The sequence below is a fragment of the uncultured Methanobrevibacter sp. genome (assembly GCF_937881195.1).
In the GTDB taxonomy this organism is placed as follows: Archaea; Methanobacteriota; Methanobacteria; order Methanobacteriales; family Methanobacteriaceae; genus Methanobinarius.
Genome location: NZ_CALGFC010000063.1, coordinates 1 through 18,378, shown reverse-complemented (window position 1 = coordinate 18,378; position 18,378 = coordinate 1). Strand labels below are relative to the sequence as shown.

The 18,378-nt window shown below is 26.3% G+C and carries 16 protein-coding genes; 11 read left to right on the top strand and 5 right to left on the bottom strand.

Features of this window, described 5'->3' with window-relative positions:
• Positions 1 to 127 precede the first annotated feature (127 nt).
• The 3 genes from ribB to Q0087_RS08725 all read left to right on the top strand — a co-directional run bounded on the left by ribB (position 128) and on the right by Q0087_RS08725 (position 1,722).
• A complete protein-coding gene (ribB, locus tag Q0087_RS08735) occupies positions 128 to 793 on the top strand; it encodes a 3,4-dihydroxy-2-butanone-4-phosphate synthase (protein ID WP_297899552.1) in 666 nt (221 codons plus the stop codon).
• A 134-nt stretch (positions 794 to 927) separates the two neighbouring features.
• On the top strand, positions 928 to 1,272 hold the full coding sequence (locus Q0087_RS08730) for an iron chaperone (RefSeq protein ID WP_297899550.1): 345 nt from the start codon (positions 928 to 930) through the stop codon (positions 1,270 to 1,272).
• A gap of 198 nt (positions 1,273 to 1,470) precedes the next feature.
• Positions 1,471 to 1,722 (top strand): hypothetical protein, encoded by a 252-nt coding sequence (locus Q0087_RS08725; RefSeq protein WP_297899548.1) that lies wholly within the window; start codon positions 1,471 to 1,473, stop codon positions 1,720 to 1,722.
• Between the two features lie 191 nt (positions 1,723 to 1,913).
• Here Q0087_RS08725 and Q0087_RS08720 read toward each other — a convergent pair whose 3' ends face one another.
• Both Q0087_RS08720 and gatA read right to left on the bottom strand, forming a co-directional pair.
• Complete coding sequence (locus Q0087_RS08720; RefSeq protein ID WP_333658634.1) at positions 1,914 to 3,596, bottom strand: AAA family ATPase; 1,683 nt, start codon at positions 3,594 to 3,596, stop codon at positions 1,914 to 1,916.
• Between the two features lie 160 nt (positions 3,597 to 3,756).
• Positions 3,757 to 5,142: an Asp-tRNA(Asn)/Glu-tRNA(Gln) amidotransferase subunit GatA gene (gatA, locus tag Q0087_RS08715; protein WP_297899544.1), complete on the bottom strand. Its 1,386-nt coding sequence runs from the start codon at positions 5,140 to 5,142 to the stop codon at positions 3,757 to 3,759.
• 803 nt (positions 5,143 to 5,945) lie between these two features.
• Here gatA and Q0087_RS08710 point away from each other — a divergent pair.
• Complete coding sequence (locus Q0087_RS08710) at positions 5,946 to 6,743, top strand: HAD family hydrolase (protein ID WP_297899542.1); 798 nt, start codon at positions 5,946 to 5,948, stop codon at positions 6,741 to 6,743.
• A gap of 104 nt (positions 6,744 to 6,847) precedes the next feature.
• Here Q0087_RS08710 and Q0087_RS08705 read toward each other — a convergent pair whose 3' ends face one another.
• Positions 6,848 to 7,675, bottom strand: a complete 828-nt coding sequence (locus Q0087_RS08705) for a sugar phosphate isomerase/epimerase (protein ID WP_297899540.1) — start codon at positions 7,673 to 7,675, stop codon at positions 6,848 to 6,850.
• 812 nt (positions 7,676 to 8,487) lie between these two features.
• On the opposite strand from Q0087_RS08705, the gene Q0087_RS08700 reads away from it, so the two are divergent.
• The 7 genes from Q0087_RS08700 to Q0087_RS08670 all read left to right on the top strand — a co-directional run bounded on the left by Q0087_RS08700 (position 8,488) and on the right by Q0087_RS08670 (position 15,704).
• Positions 8,488 to 9,117, top strand: coding sequence for a PadR family transcriptional regulator (locus tag Q0087_RS08700; RefSeq protein ID WP_297899575.1), 630 nt, complete (start codon positions 8,488 to 8,490; stop codon positions 9,115 to 9,117).
• Positions 9,118 to 9,172: 55 nt separating this feature from the next.
• Positions 9,173 to 10,402, top strand: a complete 1,230-nt coding sequence (locus Q0087_RS08695) for an ATP-binding cassette domain-containing protein (RefSeq protein ID WP_297899538.1) — start codon at positions 9,173 to 9,175, stop codon at positions 10,400 to 10,402.
• Positions 10,403 to 10,514: 112 nt separating this feature from the next.
• Positions 10,515 to 11,762: an ABC transporter permease gene (locus Q0087_RS08690; protein ID WP_297899536.1), complete on the top strand. Its 1,248-nt coding sequence runs from the start codon at positions 10,515 to 10,517 to the stop codon at positions 11,760 to 11,762.
• 122 nt (positions 11,763 to 11,884) lie between these two features.
• Positions 11,885 to 13,138 carry a PQQ-binding-like beta-propeller repeat protein gene (locus Q0087_RS08685; protein ID WP_297899534.1) on the top strand — a complete coding sequence of 418 codons (1,254 nt, stop codon included), beginning with the start codon at positions 11,885 to 11,887 and terminating at the stop codon, positions 13,136 to 13,138.
• 160 nt (positions 13,139 to 13,298) lie between these two features.
• Positions 13,299 to 13,595, top strand: coding sequence for a helix-turn-helix domain-containing protein (locus Q0087_RS08680; RefSeq protein WP_297899532.1), 297 nt, complete (start codon positions 13,299 to 13,301; stop codon positions 13,593 to 13,595).
• Positions 13,596 to 13,716: 121 nt separating this feature from the next.
• Positions 13,717 to 14,478, top strand: coding sequence for an EFR1 family ferrodoxin (locus Q0087_RS08675; protein ID WP_297899529.1), 762 nt, complete (start codon positions 13,717 to 13,719; stop codon positions 14,476 to 14,478).
• Positions 14,479 to 14,531: 53 nt separating this feature from the next.
• Positions 14,532 to 15,704, top strand: coding sequence for an aldo/keto reductase (locus Q0087_RS08670; RefSeq protein WP_297899526.1), 1,173 nt, complete (start codon positions 14,532 to 14,534; stop codon positions 15,702 to 15,704).
• A 260-nt stretch (positions 15,705 to 15,964) separates the two neighbouring features.
• Here Q0087_RS08670 and albA read toward each other — a convergent pair whose 3' ends face one another.
• Positions 15,965 to 16,243 (bottom strand): DNA-binding protein Alba, encoded by a 279-nt coding sequence (gene albA, locus Q0087_RS08665; RefSeq protein ID WP_297899573.1) that lies wholly within the window; start codon positions 16,241 to 16,243, stop codon positions 15,965 to 15,967.
• A 251-nt stretch (positions 16,244 to 16,494) separates the two neighbouring features.
• The gene (locus Q0087_RS08660; protein WP_297899571.1) at positions 16,495 to 18,018 is read right to left on the bottom strand and encodes a 2-isopropylmalate synthase; all 1,524 of its coding nucleotides are present in this window, start codon (positions 18,016 to 18,018) and stop codon (positions 16,495 to 16,497) included.
• Positions 18,019 to 18,378 lie beyond the last annotated feature (360 nt).

Sequence of the window (18,378 nt, the reverse complement as noted above, 5' to 3'; positions counted from 1 at the left end):
GAATATTAAAATTAGCTATATAAAATTAGATATTAAAATTAGATATTAAAATTAGCTATATAAAATTAGATATTAAAATTAAGATTTATAAAAATTATTATAAATAAAAATAATAAATGGTGAAATCATGTTAAAAAAAGCATTAAAAGCATTACAAAATGGTGAATTTGTTCTTATGTATGATGATGAAAAAAGAGAGAGTGAAACCGACATGATTATAGGGGCAGAATTTGTAGGGGCTAAAGAAGTAGCTACTATGAGAAACGATGCAGGAGGCTTAATTTGTTGCTGTATTCATCCAGAATTCTGTGATAAACTTGGATTACCATTTATGACAGATATTATGGATGTTGCAAAAGACAAATATCCTATTCTTGGCGAATTAACCCCTAATGATATACCATATGATGAAAGGTCATCCTTTTCTGTTTGGGCAAACCACCGTAAAACATTCACTGGAATAACTGACAATGACAGGGCTTTAACAATTAGTAGTATGGCTAAAATGTGTGAAGAAGGAAGATTTGGTGATTTTGGAGCAGAATTCAGATCTCCTGGCCATGTATCATTACTTCGAGGAGCAGATAACCTTTTAAAAAATAGACAAGGCCATACTGAAATAAGTTTAGCTATGGGAGAAATGGCAGGAATAACCCCAGTAACTGTTGTTTGTGAGATGATGGATGGTACAACTGGTGAAGCAAGGTCTGTAGCTGATGCAGAAGATTATGCTAAAGAACATGGATTAATATTTATGGACGGAAATATCGTCATTGAAGAATATTTAAAATAAAAATAGTCAAAATAAGATAAAAAATCCAATGAGATAAAATAGCTAAATTAAGATTATAATTAAAGTAAACTAATACTTAAAGTAAGTTAGTAGTTAAAATAAGATAAAATAGCTAAATAATAAGGAGATAGTTTATGGTAGAAACTATCGATGAATATATTTCTGAATATTCAAAAGATATTCAAGAAATATTAAAAAAAATAAGGAAAACAATTAAAGAAGCAGCCCCTAATTCAGAAGAAAGAATAAGATGGGGCATGCCTACTTTCTATCAAAAAGAAAACTTAGTTCATTTTGCAGTTAATAAGAAACATATTGGTTTTTATCCAAGTCCAAGTGGAATAGAGAATTTTAAAGAAGAATTATCTTCATATAAAACATCTAAAGGGGCTGCACAATTCCCCTATGATAGACCAATCCCATATGAACTTATTAAAAAAATTACTCAATTTAGAGTAAATGAAGCTGAAAACAAATAGCTTCCACATACAAAAAAAATAGTGATTAAATTGAAAAATAGCTTATTAATTGCATCAATATTTATTTTATTCTCTTTTTTAGCAATGAGCTATTTTTTTATATTTGTTTTTTCCACATACAATATTCTTCTACTTATAATCTTTGAAATTATCTTATTTTTTATAATAATAGGAATAAGTATACAGATTTATGAAATTTTGTCTAATAAAGAAACTTATGATTATGATATTCAGCAAGAATTTATCAAATCACCCAATTATACAAGAAGATTGGAAAAAACTTATACTAATAATAAAAAAATAAAAGATAGAAAGAAATATCATGAAAAAAAAGTTTCAAAAAAACATCGTCATCATAAAGGATTAATCAGTAAAAAAGACTATTACAAGAAAAAAGGGTCTTCTGCAGCTATTAAATATGGTGGTTGGTATCTATTTCCCCCATTTTAGGCTATTTATTCCATTATAATATGAAAAAATAATAATTATAGTATATTACTAAAAAATTGTATCACATGACTATGTTTAAATTTCAATGAAAAAACTCTTAAAAACTCAATTAAATAAGATTTAAAGAATTTATAGATAGTATTTATTTATCAAATATAAAAATAATAAAAATTTAATCTAATAAATTAAGATTAAAAAAAGTTTTTTATCTCATCAAAAGATAAATATCTATTAAAAGAAGGTATTTCAGCTATTTTAATTATTTTTTCTAAATTAATATTTTCTTCGATTGTTTTTAAAGCAACTTTTGAAAATTCTTCTAGTTTAATTTCTACTTCGGGAGTTGTGCTTCTTTTATCAAGTTTTATTTTTGGAATAGAAATTATATTATCAGAATCAATTTTTGTCTCAGTTGAAATGAAATTAGCTACATTATCAAATATATCTTGATCATAAACTTTATTTAATATAATTCCACTAACATTTACATTCATTTCTTTTAATTTTTTTGCATGTGAAACAATATCAATTGCAGCTGATTCAATTCCTCCTTTATTAACACCAGAAGCAAGAATCATTGGAATATTCGAGGAAATAGCTATTTCCGCACCAGAATAAGGTATTTTTTCATTTAAAAGTCCTGTGAATACACTCATAACACCTTCAACAATAACAAAATCATAGTCAGAAGATTTTAACCTTTTTAATGTGTTTTCAATATCCATCCACCCAAGATGTCCTATTTTAATAGATGTAAATTCCTCCATCTTGTTTTTTGTTAGATAAAGAGATGGTTCAGTGTCTCTAACATCAGGCCCCACTTTTAAAACAGCTACATTTAAACCTCTTTTAGTAAAAGCCCCAGCAAGTCCAGTAGTAATAAAAGTTTTTCCAGAATCAGACCCCGTACTTCCAATCATAATCATTGGAGGAATATTATTTTTAAGGGAATTTAAATCATTTAAAAAATTATTATTATTATTATTATTATAATTATAATTATTGTTGTTATTGTTATTGTTATTGTTGTTACAATCATTATCCTTATTTTCATTAAATTTGCTATTTAAAGAATTTATAAGAATCTTTTTAAATTCATTACATAATTTACTATTTTTAATATTTATTCCACTTTCTATAGCTAACTCAGATCTAATTTTTTTCTTAATATCTGCATTTTTCATGAAAATTTGATCTATATCATTATGTTCTGCACCTAAAAAATCAAGAAAGTTTTCAACAATAGTTGGATTTTCATCAAAAAGGCCATGAATTAAAGTACCAATAACATTGCCTTCATCATTTCTAACACCCGATAAAACAGAACTTTTAGTATCAGAATAATTCATTCGTTTAATAGATGATTCAAAAATAGGCAAAGCATTTGATTCATTAATTTCAATTTTACCATAAGTATGGCAGTGAAATCCAGTGATATTTTCAGAATAAGAAGTTTTATCTAAATTTTTAGTTAAAAAAGAATCATTAACAATAGTGCCTTCAACACGATCATTACTAATTAAAGGAGAAAAATTAACATCAAGCAATCCTAAACCTTCCTTAATAATTGGGCAAGGAGATTTTCTACCTACATCTGTTTGGTTAGCTAGTGCCTGAAAGCCAGAACATATTCCAATTACTGGTTTGCCTTCATTAGCTAATTTTTTAATTTCATTAGCTAAATCAATGGAAATTGAATTAGATTCAAGAATTGATCCTCCAGGAATTATAATCCCATCGAGTATTTTACTTGCTTTAAGACCATTTGTTCCACTAACAACCCCATTTGATTTTACAAGATCTGTTGGAAGGTTTCCAAAGTCTTCAAATCCTGGAAGAGACCCTTTAATATAAACTAACCCAATTTTCATAATGGAGAAACCTGTAATATTAATTATTTTAATTTAAATCAATAAATGCTAATTATTTAATATTATTTTAACTTAAATCAAGTAATGCTAATTACTTCAATAATAATTAATGCAATAATAGAAATAATTATAATATTTTTAAACTATTAACATTTAGATATAATCATAATGATTCTAAAGCAGCCATTGCTTTAATAATCTTATCATCTTCATTTGGTTTAGCTTGGAGTTGTAAACCAACAGGGATCCCATTATGTTCTCCTGCTTTCATACTTCCTGCAGGTATACCCGCTAAATTAGCTATAACTGTTAAAACATCATAAGCATACATTTCCATAGGTTCAAGTTTTTCTCCAATTTTATGAGGAAGTTTAGGAACAGTAGGTCCTAATATAAGATCAACATCTCCTAAGAGTTTATTAATTTCATTTCTAATAAGAGATCTTGCTTGTAAAGCCTTTTTATAATATTTTCCACTAAATTCTTGTTGTGAAATATATGAACCCATTTCTATTCTTCTAAGTACTTCTTCACCACAAACATCTTCAATTTTGTGACCATATTTTCTTCCATCATATTTTCTTGTACTTGAGAAAAATTCAACATAATTTATTAGGTAGTATGTAGGAAGACATAAATCAATGTAGTCGAAACTTGATTCAACTACTTCTGCACCCATTTCACTAATTTTATCAACAGAATCATCGATTATTTTATTTATATGTTCATCAGTAACATCTTTAAATTGATTTATACATAGAACTTTCATATCTTTTACATCTTCTTGTAATTTTTCAGGATTTTGATTAGCTATTTCAGTAAAAGATGGGAATTCTTTGTTTAAACTAGTACATTCTGTTTCATCATATCCTACAATAGTATCAAGAGCCATTGAAATTCCAGAAACATCCTTTGAAAGAGGGCCAATTTGATCAAGACTCATTGATAAATCAAGAAGTCCCTGTCTTGAAACTGCACCGTAAGTAGGTTTAAACCCAATAACTCCACAGTGAGAAGCAGGATTCCTTATAGATCCCCCAGTATCAGAACCAAGAGCGATATCACACATATCAGAAGCAATTGCTGCTGCACTACCACCACTTGATCCTCCAGGAATATGACCAGGAGCTGCAGGATTATCAGTAGCACCAAAGTAGGAACTTTCAGTAGAACTACCTGCTGCAAACTCATCCATATTACACATACCAATTATTATTCCATCTTGATTTTTTATTTGTTTTATAACAGTAGCATCATAGCTACCATAGTAGTTTTCCAATGTTTTAGAAGCTGCAGATATTACTCTATCTTCTACATTAATATTAGCCTTTATTCCAAAAACTAATCCTGCTAAAGACCCTACTTTCAATCCATTTTTAATTTTCTCATCAATCTTTTTAGCCTGAGATAATGCAGATTCCTTATTAAGTTCTAAAAATGCATTGATGGATGGATTCTTTTTTTCAATTGTTGCTATAAAATTTTCTAAGTTTTCAGTAGCTTTTAAATCTTGTTTTTTGATTTTTTGTGATTTTTCAAAAGTATTCATTAAAACACCCATTATAGCCATATATTAGCTGTGTACTAACTAATGATAAATTTAAATAGTGATTATATTGATTAAGAAATTATTCTAAAATAAAATTGAAGAATTAATATTTAGATTAACTTAAAACACATTAATATCAATATTAGTTTAAATTAATATTCTAATTTAGATTTAAATATTCTAATTGAAGATTCTACTTTAAATATTCTAATTTGAATACTTTAATTTGAATACTTTAATTTGAATATTTTTATGTTAAATATTTTGATAAATTTTATAATTTGAATATATGATTAAAATATTATGATTTAAATTTTATAATTTGAATATTCTGATTTACAATTTAATATAATTTAATAAATAATAATTATACAAAAATTCAATAATAATATAATTATAATTTTAAACCTTAAATAATTTAGTAATTTATTAATAAAAAAATTATTGAATATGATTAAAATGTATATTATTATAATTGTAAATTTATTATAATTATAAATTAATTATAATTATAAATTAATCAATTTATGATATAATCAAAATAATTTATACTATAATCAAAGTTTATAATACTTAAATACAATTATGCCTAAATTACAATTTATAATAAATGAATACTATAATTATAATAAAAATTACAATATATAATATTTTAATAATAAAAATAACATTAATCTAACAAGAAAGAATAATATAATAATATACCAAGATATTAAAAAAAATTGAATAACAAAAGTATTCAAATAAAAAATTAATTAAAGAAGAATTTAAATAAAAAATAATTATAATTAATAGGTATTAATATGGAAAAAAAGAAAGCTATTGTTTTTGATAATTCTGGGACATTATTAGAGAGATGTAGAGTTGTTAAAAATATTAAAACTGGCAAATATGAAAATAATAGCTCTCTAGATTTAATTGATGAAATAGGAAATAGTGCATTAATTGTAATACAGACAGATACTAAAAAATGTATTATGTTAGCTAATGGAGAAAAAAAATTATATGATTTTATAAAAAAAAATAATATTCCATTAGATATTAGCTATTCCTCCTCTAACATATCAAAAGATGAAATACTTCCTATATTGAAAAATAGTAACATTAAATTAAAAGAATTTCATGAAACAGCATATCAACTTAGTGCAGAAAATAATTTCATAGAATTATGCAGTGGTTCTGCATTTATATTGAACTTAGACACTAATGAAGTAGATTATGTCATAACTGCTGGTGGAAAAGTATTTCCATATGTTAGTGATGTTATAAAAACACTTAAAAATAGAGGAATTGATACATTTATCGCATCAGGAGATAGGGCGAAATCACTTTATGAACTTGCAGAAATCATAGGGTTACCTGAAGATAATGTTTTTAAAACAGCTAACACCAAAAGAAAAAGAGAAATTGTTTCTAAACTGCAAGAAAAAGGATATAAAGTTATGATGGTTGGAAATGGGCCAAATGACATACTCGCATTTGAAAAAGCTGATCTAGCTGTTCTTACACTCGAACAAAATGAAGAAGTATCTCAAAAAGTTTTTGATGCTGCAGACATCGTTATAAACCAAATATGTGAGTTATTAGACATTAAATTTTGAAAATAGAAATAATAACTCTTAAAAATAGATAACTCTAAAAAATAATAACTCTAAAAAATATTAGATAAATTAATTGATAAAACAAATATCAATCTTTAAAATATTTAAAAACCATTCAATTTCTCAAAAATATATTTTTTGCTTTTTAAAACATCCCCATAATCATTTAATTCTATTATTCCTTTTTTAACATGGTTTAAAAAATTTTTACTGAAATCAGCAGATCCTTCTCCAAGAGAGATATGAGAATCTTTTTCACCATTATTATCATTAAGATGGAAATAGGCGATGTTGGAAATTTTTAAATATTCTTCAGGATTTTTATATGTGTTTGCATGGCCCCAATCAATTGTAGCTGAAGAACCAACCGCTTCAACAATCTTTTTATGTTCTTCAGGAGAATTACACAAATAGTTTTCTCTATAAGGCATATTTTCAACAGAAAGGATAACTCCAACTTCTTCTGCATGTTTTTGACAATTTTTCAATGTTTCTACAGAGAAATCAATAGCTAAATTTCTTATTCTCTCCTCTTTTCTATGAACAACTCCTGGATGAGTAGTAATAGCTTTTGCACCAATTTTAACTGCTAAATCTAGTGCTTCTATTGTTTGTATGGAAGTTTCTTTTCTTATGCCCTCATTCATACTAGCAGGATTTAAATCAATTGTTGGACTATGAAGCATTAATTCTATATCATATGAATCAAAAACTTCAATATCCATATTATTTAGAAATTTGTCATATTCTGAAAAACTCCTATTGTTATTTGAATTTTTGAAAATACCCTTATCATTTTTAAGAAGATTTCTAGGCCAATAGGGGCCTTCACATAGTATTTCTAAAAGTTCAAAATTGTCTTTAGTAGCTATATCTAACATCTCTTCTAAAGATTTCATGAATAATGATAATGATGAAAAACCCAATTTCATTTTTTCACTCTTTATTTTTTCACTCTTGAGGCATTAAAATACCTAAGATTATCCATAATGAAAATTATTATCTATACTAAAAATTATAAAAAATTATAAAATTATATTAAAAAATCATGCTTAAAACAATATCCTATTATTGAATCAAAGCTTGCTCCCTATGATTGAATTAATCAATCGAAATTATGTTAAATATAATAAATTTATGTATTTTTAAAGTTATATAATTTATCTATTAATTATTAGAAGTATAAATCTCTTAATAATTTATAAGAAATAATAATGCTGTTTTATTATATTTAAAACTACCCAAAATGAAAATTATTTTTATGTTTGTTTAAAGATTGCATTTAATAACTCTATTTTTACACTATAATCTTATTTTATAAAATATGATTATATTATAAAATTGAGGATATTATAAAAATATGGTTAAATTCATAGAAAAATTTATATATAAAAAAATACCTATAATTTTGATATATCAAAAATTTGATATATATTGTTTTGAATATATCTGTTTTTTATATATTAAAAAATATAAAAAATTTTCAAAACAAAAAGATATTTTAAAATTATAATTAAATTGATTAAAATAAGTTTTAAAGAGTTGAAACGATTATAATTAAGTCAAAAAGATCTTAGTTAGATCATAACCTTTTTAAATAAGCAGAAAATTGTAATTAAAAATAGATTATAATTAAAAATAAATCATGCTTAAAAATAAATTATATCTAAAAAATTCTAAATAAGACTTTCAATTATAATCATTTTAACTATAAATAAATTAAAAGGGAGGAAACGTGACAAATATGATGATAAATAAAAAATTAGATATAGATGATGAATTTGAGAAAGAAGAATTAAAAGAAGAACTAAAAGAAGAACTAAAAGAAGAATTAATTGAAAAGAGTGAAAACTCAGAAACTATTGATAATGATTATTTAGAAGATGAAGAATGTTCCAATGAAAGTAAATGTTTAGAAAAACATGAATTAGATTTAAAAAATCTAGGTGAATTTGACAAAACATTGCTTGTTGGACTAATGAAAGGTTTTTTAAAGATAATTGTTCTTTGGATTATAACGAAAGAAAGAATTCATGGATATGAAATAATAAAAAAAATGAAAGAAGGAAATCAAAATACCATGAAAAAAATAAAATTTAAAGGACCAGGACCGAATAAAATTTACCCAATTCTTCATGAATTAGAAAAAAAAGGATTAATAAAAGGCGATTGGGAACTTCAAGGAAAAAGAAAATTAAAATTCTATGAAGCTACTGAAAAAGGAATTAATACTATTGAATTAATGAAAAAAAAGCCACATAGAGATGTTCCCCCAATAATGAAAGAATTTTGGAGAGATGTCATAGTTCCTCATAAAAATGCTGAAAAATATCACAAAGATTCTGATAATATTGAAGATAAAACTAAATGTTAAGATAAAATAAACTTTAGATATTTAAAAACTTTTAAAGTGTTAAAAAGGTGAATAAATGAAATATGCAATAGAAACAAATTCACTGACAAAGAATTATGGTGATTTTCTCGCTGTAGATGACCTTAATATGAAAATTAAAAATAAAAGTATTTTTGGATTTTTAGGGCCAAATGGAGCTGGAAAAACAACGACAATTAAAATGTTAACTTGTCTTATAAAGCCAACAAGTGGAACAGGTAAAGTTGGTGGTTATGATATAACTACAAATCCAAATGAAGTGAGAAAAAAAATTGGAATGGTTCCTCAACTTGTTAGTTTATACAATGACTTAACAGCAAAAGAAAATGTAGAACTTTGTGCTGATTATTATGGTCTTAATGAAGATCAAAAAGAAGAAAGAATACCTGAACTTATGGAATTAGTAGACATTAAATATGCTGAAGATAAGTTAATTAAGCAGATGTCTGGAGGCCAGAAACAGAAAGTATCTGTAGTAGCTAGTTTAATCCATAAACCAGATGTATTATTTTTAGATGAACCAACAATTGGTTTAGATCCTACTACTAAAATGGTCCTATGGGATTTAATAGCAGAATTAAATGATCATGGCCATACAATAGTTTTATGTTCTCATGATATGTATGAAGTAGAAATGCTATGTGAAAACGTTGGGATTATGAATTTAGGAGAGTTAGCTGCTTTTGATACTCCTCAAGGATTAAAAGACAACCTAATGCATAAAAATGAAAGAGAACTTCTTAAAAAAATGGAAGGTTTATCTAGCATAGGTGATTTTTCTAAAACAAAAACCGCTTCCGAAAAAATAAAGAGTGAAACATTCAACTCAGTGAATATAGAAGAAAATAATAAAGCAGACAAAGAAGAAAATATTTCCGAATCAATAAGCCTAGAAAAATTTTCTGCAGCTATGTTTAATAAAGATCCCGATAATCATAGCCCAGAATACCTTGCACAGATACAAAAACATTCAAAAGAAGTTAGTATAATGATTAAAAATATTAACGACAATATTTTAGAGGATGTTAAAAAGTTAGATATTGTCTATCATCTTACTACAAATGAGACTACCGATGGAACAAGATTAACAATTAATGTTGATAGGTTTGCTGAAAATAGTGTAAGTAATGTTATATGGACTATTGTTAAAAATGATGGAAATATAACCTCTATAAACACAAAAGATCCTTCATTAGAAGATGTTTTTGTAGATGTCACTAGTAAAAAAAAGGTAGATAATTCCAATATACAAAACATGGATGATTAAATACAATTATTGTATCAAATAGCGATGTTTACTTATTAATAATGATAACTTTTTAAAAGAGAGTATTTCTAAAAAAAATAATATTTAAAATTATAATAAGAGTTGAGAATATATGGAAGGAAAAAAATTTATGTGGATGCTTAAAAAAGATCTTTTATCTCTTTGGAGGCATAAACCACGATTAATATCAATGTTTCTTTTCCCAATAATAATGATAACATTATTTGGTTATGGTATGGGAGGATCAATTGAAAATGTTCCCATAGCAATCGTTGATCAAAGCCAAGGAAATTTAACAGATCAAACCCTTATGGCTGTTAAAGATATGTCCTTATTTGAAGTAAAAAATATTACGACAAATGTAAATATAGGAAAGGAGATGGTCGATAAAGGGGAGGTTAAGGCAGCCATAATACTGCCTCCAAACTATGATGATGCCAGTGATCAAAGCAAGATGGTAGTACTTTATCTGGATTCGTCTGATCAAATAGCTTCGCAGGCAATTGTTCCAGCAGCACAAGGTTTATTTAGTAAAATAAGCGCACAAATAGGTGCCGAAAAACTAGCTAATTTAGAAGTTCAAAATGCTGCAATAAGCAGTCAGGGAGCCACAACAAATAGTAGTGGGACAGTTGATAGTGGAACTTCAGCTAGTGAATCAAATAATACCGATAATGCATCAGGAGCCACAAATGTTCAATCAAGTATTAATGGAATGGTGGACTCCATAAACCTCCAAATAAACAAAATATATGGAGATATAGCATATATTGACTTTTTAGTTCCTGCAGTTTTAGCTATGACAGTTATGATGTCATGTATGATGGGTATGGGCCAATCAATTGCTGGTGAAAGAGAAACTGGAGAATTAGCAAGATTATTTATGACTCCTACAAGTGTTACAACTGTAGTTGGAGGAAAAATATTTTCAAAACTTATAATTGAAGTTTTAAAAGCATTGGTTCTATTAGCCGCGGCAATTTTACTATTTGGAATAACGATAAATGGAAATATATTTTTAGCTATAGGTGTGCTGATTCTGGGTGCATTGACTTTTGTTGGTTTTGGAATAATGATTTCAGCAACAACTCAGACACAAGAAGATTATACACAAATTGTTATGCCATTTACTATGCCAATGATGTTTGTATCAGGAGTATTCTATCCAATAGAAACTATGCCATGGATATTCCAAAAAATAGCATATTTATTCCCATTAACTTATTTAAATGATGCTATGAGGGGAGTAATGCTAAAAGGAATGGGAATTGGAGGAATATGGATCGATATTGTTGTTTTAGTAGGATTTTTATTATTCTTCTTTGCATTAGGAGTTATGAGATTTGATAGAGATGTATAAACTTCTATAAAAACTAATAATGATTTATATAAAATTTCTATAAAAACTAGTCGCGAAATAAACATCGAAACGAATCAATCAGATAATATTAAAAAGATTTGTATTTATTACTTGGTGGTTTAATGTCAAAATTAATATCAAATAACTTTAAAAAAATTTTAATAGGGTTAGCTATTCTAGCCATTTTTATAAACCCTATTGCAGGAGCTAATAATAATTGGACCATGTTTCAAGAAAATGTTGAACATACCGGATTTATAGATGAAGCAGGAGATTTTGTTTCAAATTTATGGATGCATGGTATGAATAACCCAATATTATCTTCCCCTGCAATACAAGATAAAATAATATATGTTATATCCCAAAATGGATTACTTGAAGCCGTGAATATGGAAAATGGTAATAAAAATTGGGAATATCAATTAAATGGAACTGTAACAGCATCTCCAGTTGTTAAAGGAGATAATTTGTTTGTGGGAACAATTGTAAACAACAATAAGGGATATATGTATAATTACAATGTAGAAAATGAAAGATTATCTTGGAAGTTCGAAACTTCAAAACCAATTGAATCTACTGCAACCGTAACTAATGATACTCTCTATTTTGGAGCAGATAATGGTAAAGTTTATGCACTAGATGCAAAAGATGGATCTAAATTATGGGAGAAAGAAATTGGAGGAAAAGTAAAATCTTCACCAACATATGTTAATGGAACACTTTATATCGGTTCTACTAATGGAGTAATTTTTGCACTTAATGGAAATGATGGAACCCAAATATGGAATTATACTACTGGAGATCAAGTAGTAGCATCCCCTAGCTATGGAGACAATAAAGTATATATAGGTTCTTTGGATGGTACTTTTTACAGCCTAAATGGAAATGATGGAACTCTTGTTTGGAAATATGATTTAGGCAATAAAGTTAATTCATCTGCATCATTAGATTTAAGAAATAATAATCTATATGTTGGTTCAGATAGTGGTAATTTAACATGCTTAGATACTAGAGACGGTACATTCAAATGGGCATATAAAACTGGAGGAGATGTTCGATCTACACCTGCAATATATGATGATAAAGTTGTATTTGGATCAAATGATGGAACCCAATATATATTAAATAAATATACTGGAAATCCAAAATTAGCTTATAACCCAGGAACTTATCTTTTTAATTCTCCAATAACCTCTTCATCAGTTGTTTATGGAGAAACAATATTCTTTGCAGGTAATGATGGTTATTTATATTCATTAGATGGAGATAAATTAAACACCCCAATTTCTGTATTTATATATTATACCATAATAGTTTTAATAGCTATTTTAGCTGTAATAATCGCTTTGGTAGTATTTATACGAAGAAGAGAATAAATTTTGGATATAAAAACTAGATAATTTAAAGCTATGTATGAATTAATACATAGCCATATTTATATTTATAATTTTTTTTATTTTAATATCAAAATTTTTATATATTGGAATATAAAAATATTATTTTGATACTTATCGAATTATCATATTGAGGTATTTGATGGATACTAAAAAAATGGCAAAAATTTTTAAAGCTCTTTCCAACCCTAACAGACTAGAACTTTATTTAAAAATAGTTGAAAATCAAGAAGCTAGCTATGACGATTGTGATGGATGTTTGATATCTACTATTGCTCAAACATTTAATATTGGATCTCCTACGATTTCTCATCATCTTAAAGAGTTAAGTAATGCTGATTTAATATTTACTGAACGAAAAGGCAAATTTCTAGTTGCAAGAATCAATAAAAATATATTTGATGAAGTAAATGAGATTTTGAATCTAGATAAAAAATAGTATTCTTGAAAATAGCATTTATAAAAATAGCATTTTAAAAAATAATATTCTCAATATCTTTCTTATAAAAAATATTCTCATAAAATGTTTAAATAACTCAAATAAAAAAGAGGAATTATAAGTGATCTTTTATTTTACAGGAACAGGAAATTCATTATATGTAGCTGAAAAAATACAAAAATCAGAACATGTAAAATTAGTTGATATGGGTAGAGCATTGAATGAAAATATCTTTAATTATAAGGTTGAGAAAGGAGAAAAAATAGGAATAATATTTCCAGTTTACTTTTATGGAATGCCTACAATAGTGTCTGAATTCATAAATAAATTAAATTTAGAAACAGAAGAAACTCCTTTTATATATACAATAATTACTTGTGGTTCAGGTATTGGAAATGCAGATAAAAGCTTAGCAAAATTATTAAAATCAAAAAATCTGGAGTTAAGTAGTAGCTATTCAATTGAAATGCCTAGTAATTATATCATGATCTATGATCCAGCGAATAAGGAAGATTCAAAAATAACTATTAATGCTGCAAATAAATCTTTAAAAAAGATAATTGATGAAATAAAAAATAGAAAAAAAGGATATTTTGTAAAACATGGTATAAGTGCAATAGTAACACCTATAGCTTATAGATTTTATGGAATGTTTCGTAAAACTAAGAAATTTCGTGTTGCTGAAAAATGTACTGTATGTGGATTGTGTGAAACTGTATGTCCATCAAAAGCTATAAAAATGAATGATGAAAGACCAAAATGGATTAAACAAAAATGTAGTCATTGTACTGCTTGTATCAATCGTTGTCCTTCAAGAGCAATTGAATATGGTAATTCTACAATAAAGAGAAATCGGTATATCAATCCATATATAGAATTTTAATAGAAATAATTATAATAACTACTAATAAAAATTCTTTAATAAGGGTGCAATTTATGATGTATAGAGAAATAGAAAAAAATGGAGATAAATTATCTATATTAGGATATGGGTGCATGAGATATCCCAGAAAAAATGTATCCATTGATTATGAAAGAACAGAAAAACAAATAATTACAGCTATAGAAAATGGAGTTAATTATTTTGATACCGCATATCTATATCCTGGAAGTGAAAAAACTCTTGGAAAAATTTTAAAATCTAATGGATATAGGGAAAAAGTTAAAATTGCAACAAAAATGCCAGCTCAAGTTGTTAAAACAAGGCAAAAAATGGATGAAATATTTGAAAAGCAATTAGAACGATTAAAAACGGATTATATTGATTATTATATGATTCATAACATAATTAAATTCGAAGACTGGGAAAACTTAAAAAAATTTGGAATTTTAGATTTTATTGAAGATGAGAAAAAAAATGGAAGAATAATAAACTTTGGATTCTCTTTTCATGGAAATTTACATGAGTTTAAAAAAACCATTGATGATTATGACTGGGAATTTTGTATGATACAGTATAATTATGTTGATGAAAATTATCAGGCAGGAACTGAAGGATTAGAATATGCTGCATCAAAAAATATAGGCGTTATAGCAATGGAACCTTTGAGAGGTGGAATGTTAGTTGATAAATTACCGAAAAATGCTCAAAAAATTATTGATGATTTTAAAATCAAAAGATCTGCTGGTGAATGGGCCTTCAGATGGGTTTGGGATAATCCTGCAGTCAAAGTTGTATTATCAGGAATGAATGATGAAAAACATATAGAAGAAAATATTAAGGCAGCATCAGATGCACTTCCAAATTCACTTAGCTTAGAAGAAAAAGAAATGCTTGAAAAAGTTAAAGAAGAATTTAAGAATAAGATAAAAGTAGAATGTACAAACTGTGCTTATTGTATGCCTTGTCCAAAAGGTGTAGACATTCCGACATGTTTTTCATCATATAATGATAAATCAATGTTTGGAGGGTTTAAACCACAAATAATGTATGTTAATGCTACTGAAGATAAATCAGCTGCATATAAATGTACACAATGTGGAATATGTGAAAAAAAATGTCCTCAGGAAATAGCTATTATTGAAGAATTAAAGAATGTTAGTAAATCAATGGATAAATGGTATTATAGACTTTTAGGAAAAATAGTAAAATTAATATTATATAGATAAGCATCTTAAAGTTTATTATTTTATTATTTAAATTTTAATTTAATTCTATTCTAATTTTATCTTATTTTATATTTTAATTATATTATAATTTAATTCTATTCTAATTTTATATTCTAATTATATTATAATTATATTTTAACAAAAAAATATAAAAAATAAATCAATTTAGGTTAAAAAAATATAATAATCAAAAATAAATTATTAACTAAAGATCAAAGAAATGTTATATAAAAAGAAAATAGATAAAAAAAGCTGAAGCTTTAGTTATCTTTTTTAAGACGTATTTCAATAGTAGAAACATTAGTGGAAACACCATCGTTTCCAACAATTTCTTCTGTACATATTTCGATATTTTCAACATCCATATCAGGTACAAAACGATTCCTAACTATCTCAGCTACATCAACTGCCCTGCTAATAGCCCTTCCTCTTGCCTTTAAAACAACTTCGGATACGCCACTGTTCATCTGAGTTACTACTGCTAGTACGTAATTCATTACTGGTTTACTTCCAATGTATACAATATTTTCTTCTGGCATATTAATGACCTCCGACATTAAATAATAATATATTTATTTAACCATATTATATAATTTATGTTTTTTAATATCTTTTAAAAGATTTATTAATATATTATTAATTTTAAAATTGAAAAAACATTAAAATTATTTATTATAATAATAAAAAAAATTATAGACTAACTAAAAATAATAATAAAAAATAAAAAAAATGTTAAAAAGTAATAAAAATAGTTTATAAAATTAAATCATCAAGATTTAGAATATTAAAACTATTTTGCCTCTTTTATCATTAAAATTTTATTAATAGAATTTAAAACAGCATCTACACTAGCCATTATTACATCTTCACGAGTAGCTCTTCCAGTGGCACTATTTCCCTCTTCATCAGAAGTAATAACAAAAACTTCAGCTAAAGCATCAGTTCCTCCAGTGATAGCTTCTATATGGTACTCTTCAAGTTCTATATTAGTTGTTCCTTTAACAAGTTTTTGAATAGCATTTAATGCTGCATCAACTGGACCTACACCAATAGAAGAGGTTTCTTTCTCTTTTCCATTAATCATTAATTTTACAGTCGCTGTTGGTGAAACAGTTTTTCCAGAACCAGAACTAACTGATAATCCTACTAATTTTACAGCTTCTTCTTTAGCTTTTCCAAGAACTGTTACTGCAATAGCTTTTAAATCAGCATCAGTTATAGATTTTCCCTTATCACCAAGCCCTTTAACTTGATCATAAACTGTGCAAAACTGTTCTTCATTCATCTTAATATCATATTCTTTAAGTTTTGCTCTAAGTGCATTAGCACCAGTATGTTTACCTAAAGCAATTTTTCTTGTGTGACCAACAAGTGCAGGATCAATAGGCTCATAAGTAGCTGCATTTTCTAAAACACCATGTACATGAATTCCAGATTCATGAGCAAATGCATTATCTCCCACAATAGGTTTATTTGGAGGCATTTTTATACCAGTAACCCTTGAAACGAAATCAGATAAATTATACAATTGAGTAGTATCTATATCCAAATCAAGACCATATGCTACTTTTAATGTAACAACAAGTTCTTCTAAAGATGCATTTCCTCCTCTTTCTCCAATACCATTTACAGTTACATGAGCTTGTTCTGCTCCAGATTCTATAGCTACAAGAGAATTAGCTACTGCCAATCCAAAATCATTATGAAAATGAACACTTATTGGTAATGATAATTCTTTTTTAAGATCAGAAATAAGTGTTCTAGAAGTGGTTGGAACTAAAATCCCTACTGTATCGGGAACATTGATTAAATCTGCACCTGCAGACTCTACAGCCTTATAAACTTCTAAAAGATAGTCTTTCTCAGTCCTAGTTGCATCTTCTGCAGAAAATTCTACAGTTATGCCATGATCTTTAGCATATTCAATAGCAGAAGAAGCCTTGTTTATAACCTCTTCTTTTGACATTTTAAGTTTAAAGTCTCTATGAAGAGGAGAGGTTCCAATAAAAGTGTGCATATAACTTAAATCACAATCCAACAAAGCATCAATATCATTTTTCAATACTCTAGCTAAACCACAAATATTGGCATTCAAACCCAAATCATTGATTTGTTTAGCTGATTCCCGTTCTCCTTCAGAAACAGCGGGAAATCCGTATTCAATAGTGCTTATCCCAAGATTGTCTAACTTTTGAGCTATTTGTATCTTTTCATCAGTAGTTAGAGCTACTCCTGGAGCTTGTTCTCCATCCCTCAGAGTTGTATCAAAAATTTTAACCTTACTTGGAAAATTTTTACTCTTTGGAATATTCATATCTTTTATTTCCACTTTGATTCCTCTATATTGAATATTTTAGTCATATCTAATATCATAAAATGATAGAAAATATAACATGATAAAATTTGTTTTTACTAGTATAAAAATATTTAATAAATAATAGACTATTGAAGAAAAAAGTTAAATTAATAAATTGATAAAGAAGTTAAAAAGACTATAAAATCAAATAGAAAATAAAAAAATAAATAATAATATTAAAAATAATATAAAAAGAAATTAAAGAATATTATAAAAAATAACTTAAAAATAAGATAAAAAATATTATAAAAAATATTATAAAAAATATTATAAAAAATAACTTAAAAATAAGATAAAAAATATTATAAAAAATATTAT

What these genes read in the sequence shown, in the direction of transcription:
- ribB (WP_297899552.1), top strand. Translation starts at nt 128, where the DNA reads ATGTTAAAAAAAGCATTAAAAGCATTACAAAATGGTGAATTTGTTCTT.
- Q0087_RS08670 (WP_297899526.1), top strand. Translation starts at nt 14,532, where the DNA reads ATGATGTATAGAGAAATAGAAAAAAATGGAGATAAATTATCTATATTA.
- Q0087_RS08700 (WP_297899575.1), top strand. Translation starts at nt 8,488, where the DNA reads ATGATGATAAATAAAAAATTAGATATAGATGATGAATTTGAGAAAGAA.
- albA (WP_297899573.1), bottom strand. Translation starts at nt 16,243, where the DNA reads ATGCCAGAAGAAAATATTGTATACATTGGAAGTAAACCAGTAATGAAT.
- Q0087_RS08730 (WP_297899550.1), top strand. Translation starts at nt 928, where the DNA reads ATGGTAGAAACTATCGATGAATATATTTCTGAATATTCAAAAGATATT.
- Q0087_RS08710 (WP_297899542.1), top strand. Translation starts at nt 5,946, where the DNA reads ATGGAAAAAAAGAAAGCTATTGTTTTTGATAATTCTGGGACATTATTA.
- Q0087_RS08685 (WP_297899534.1), top strand. Translation starts at nt 11,885, where the DNA reads ATGTCAAAATTAATATCAAATAACTTTAAAAAAATTTTAATAGGGTTA.
- Q0087_RS08705 (WP_297899540.1), bottom strand. Translation starts at nt 7,675, where the DNA reads ATGAAATTGGGTTTTTCATCATTATCATTATTCATGAAATCTTTAGAA.
- Q0087_RS08690 (WP_297899536.1), top strand. Translation starts at nt 10,515, where the DNA reads ATGGAAGGAAAAAAATTTATGTGGATGCTTAAAAAAGATCTTTTATCT.
- Q0087_RS08695 (WP_297899538.1), top strand. Translation starts at nt 9,173, where the DNA reads ATGAAATATGCAATAGAAACAAATTCACTGACAAAGAATTATGGTGAT.
- Q0087_RS08660 (WP_297899571.1), bottom strand. Translation starts at nt 18,018, where the DNA reads ATGAATATTCCAAAGAGTAAAAATTTTCCAAGTAAGGTTAAAATTTTT.
- gatA (WP_297899544.1), bottom strand. Translation starts at nt 5,142, where the DNA reads ATGAATACTTTTGAAAAATCACAAAAAATCAAAAAACAAGATTTAAAA.
- Q0087_RS08680 (WP_297899532.1), top strand. Translation starts at nt 13,299, where the DNA reads ATGGATACTAAAAAAATGGCAAAAATTTTTAAAGCTCTTTCCAACCCT.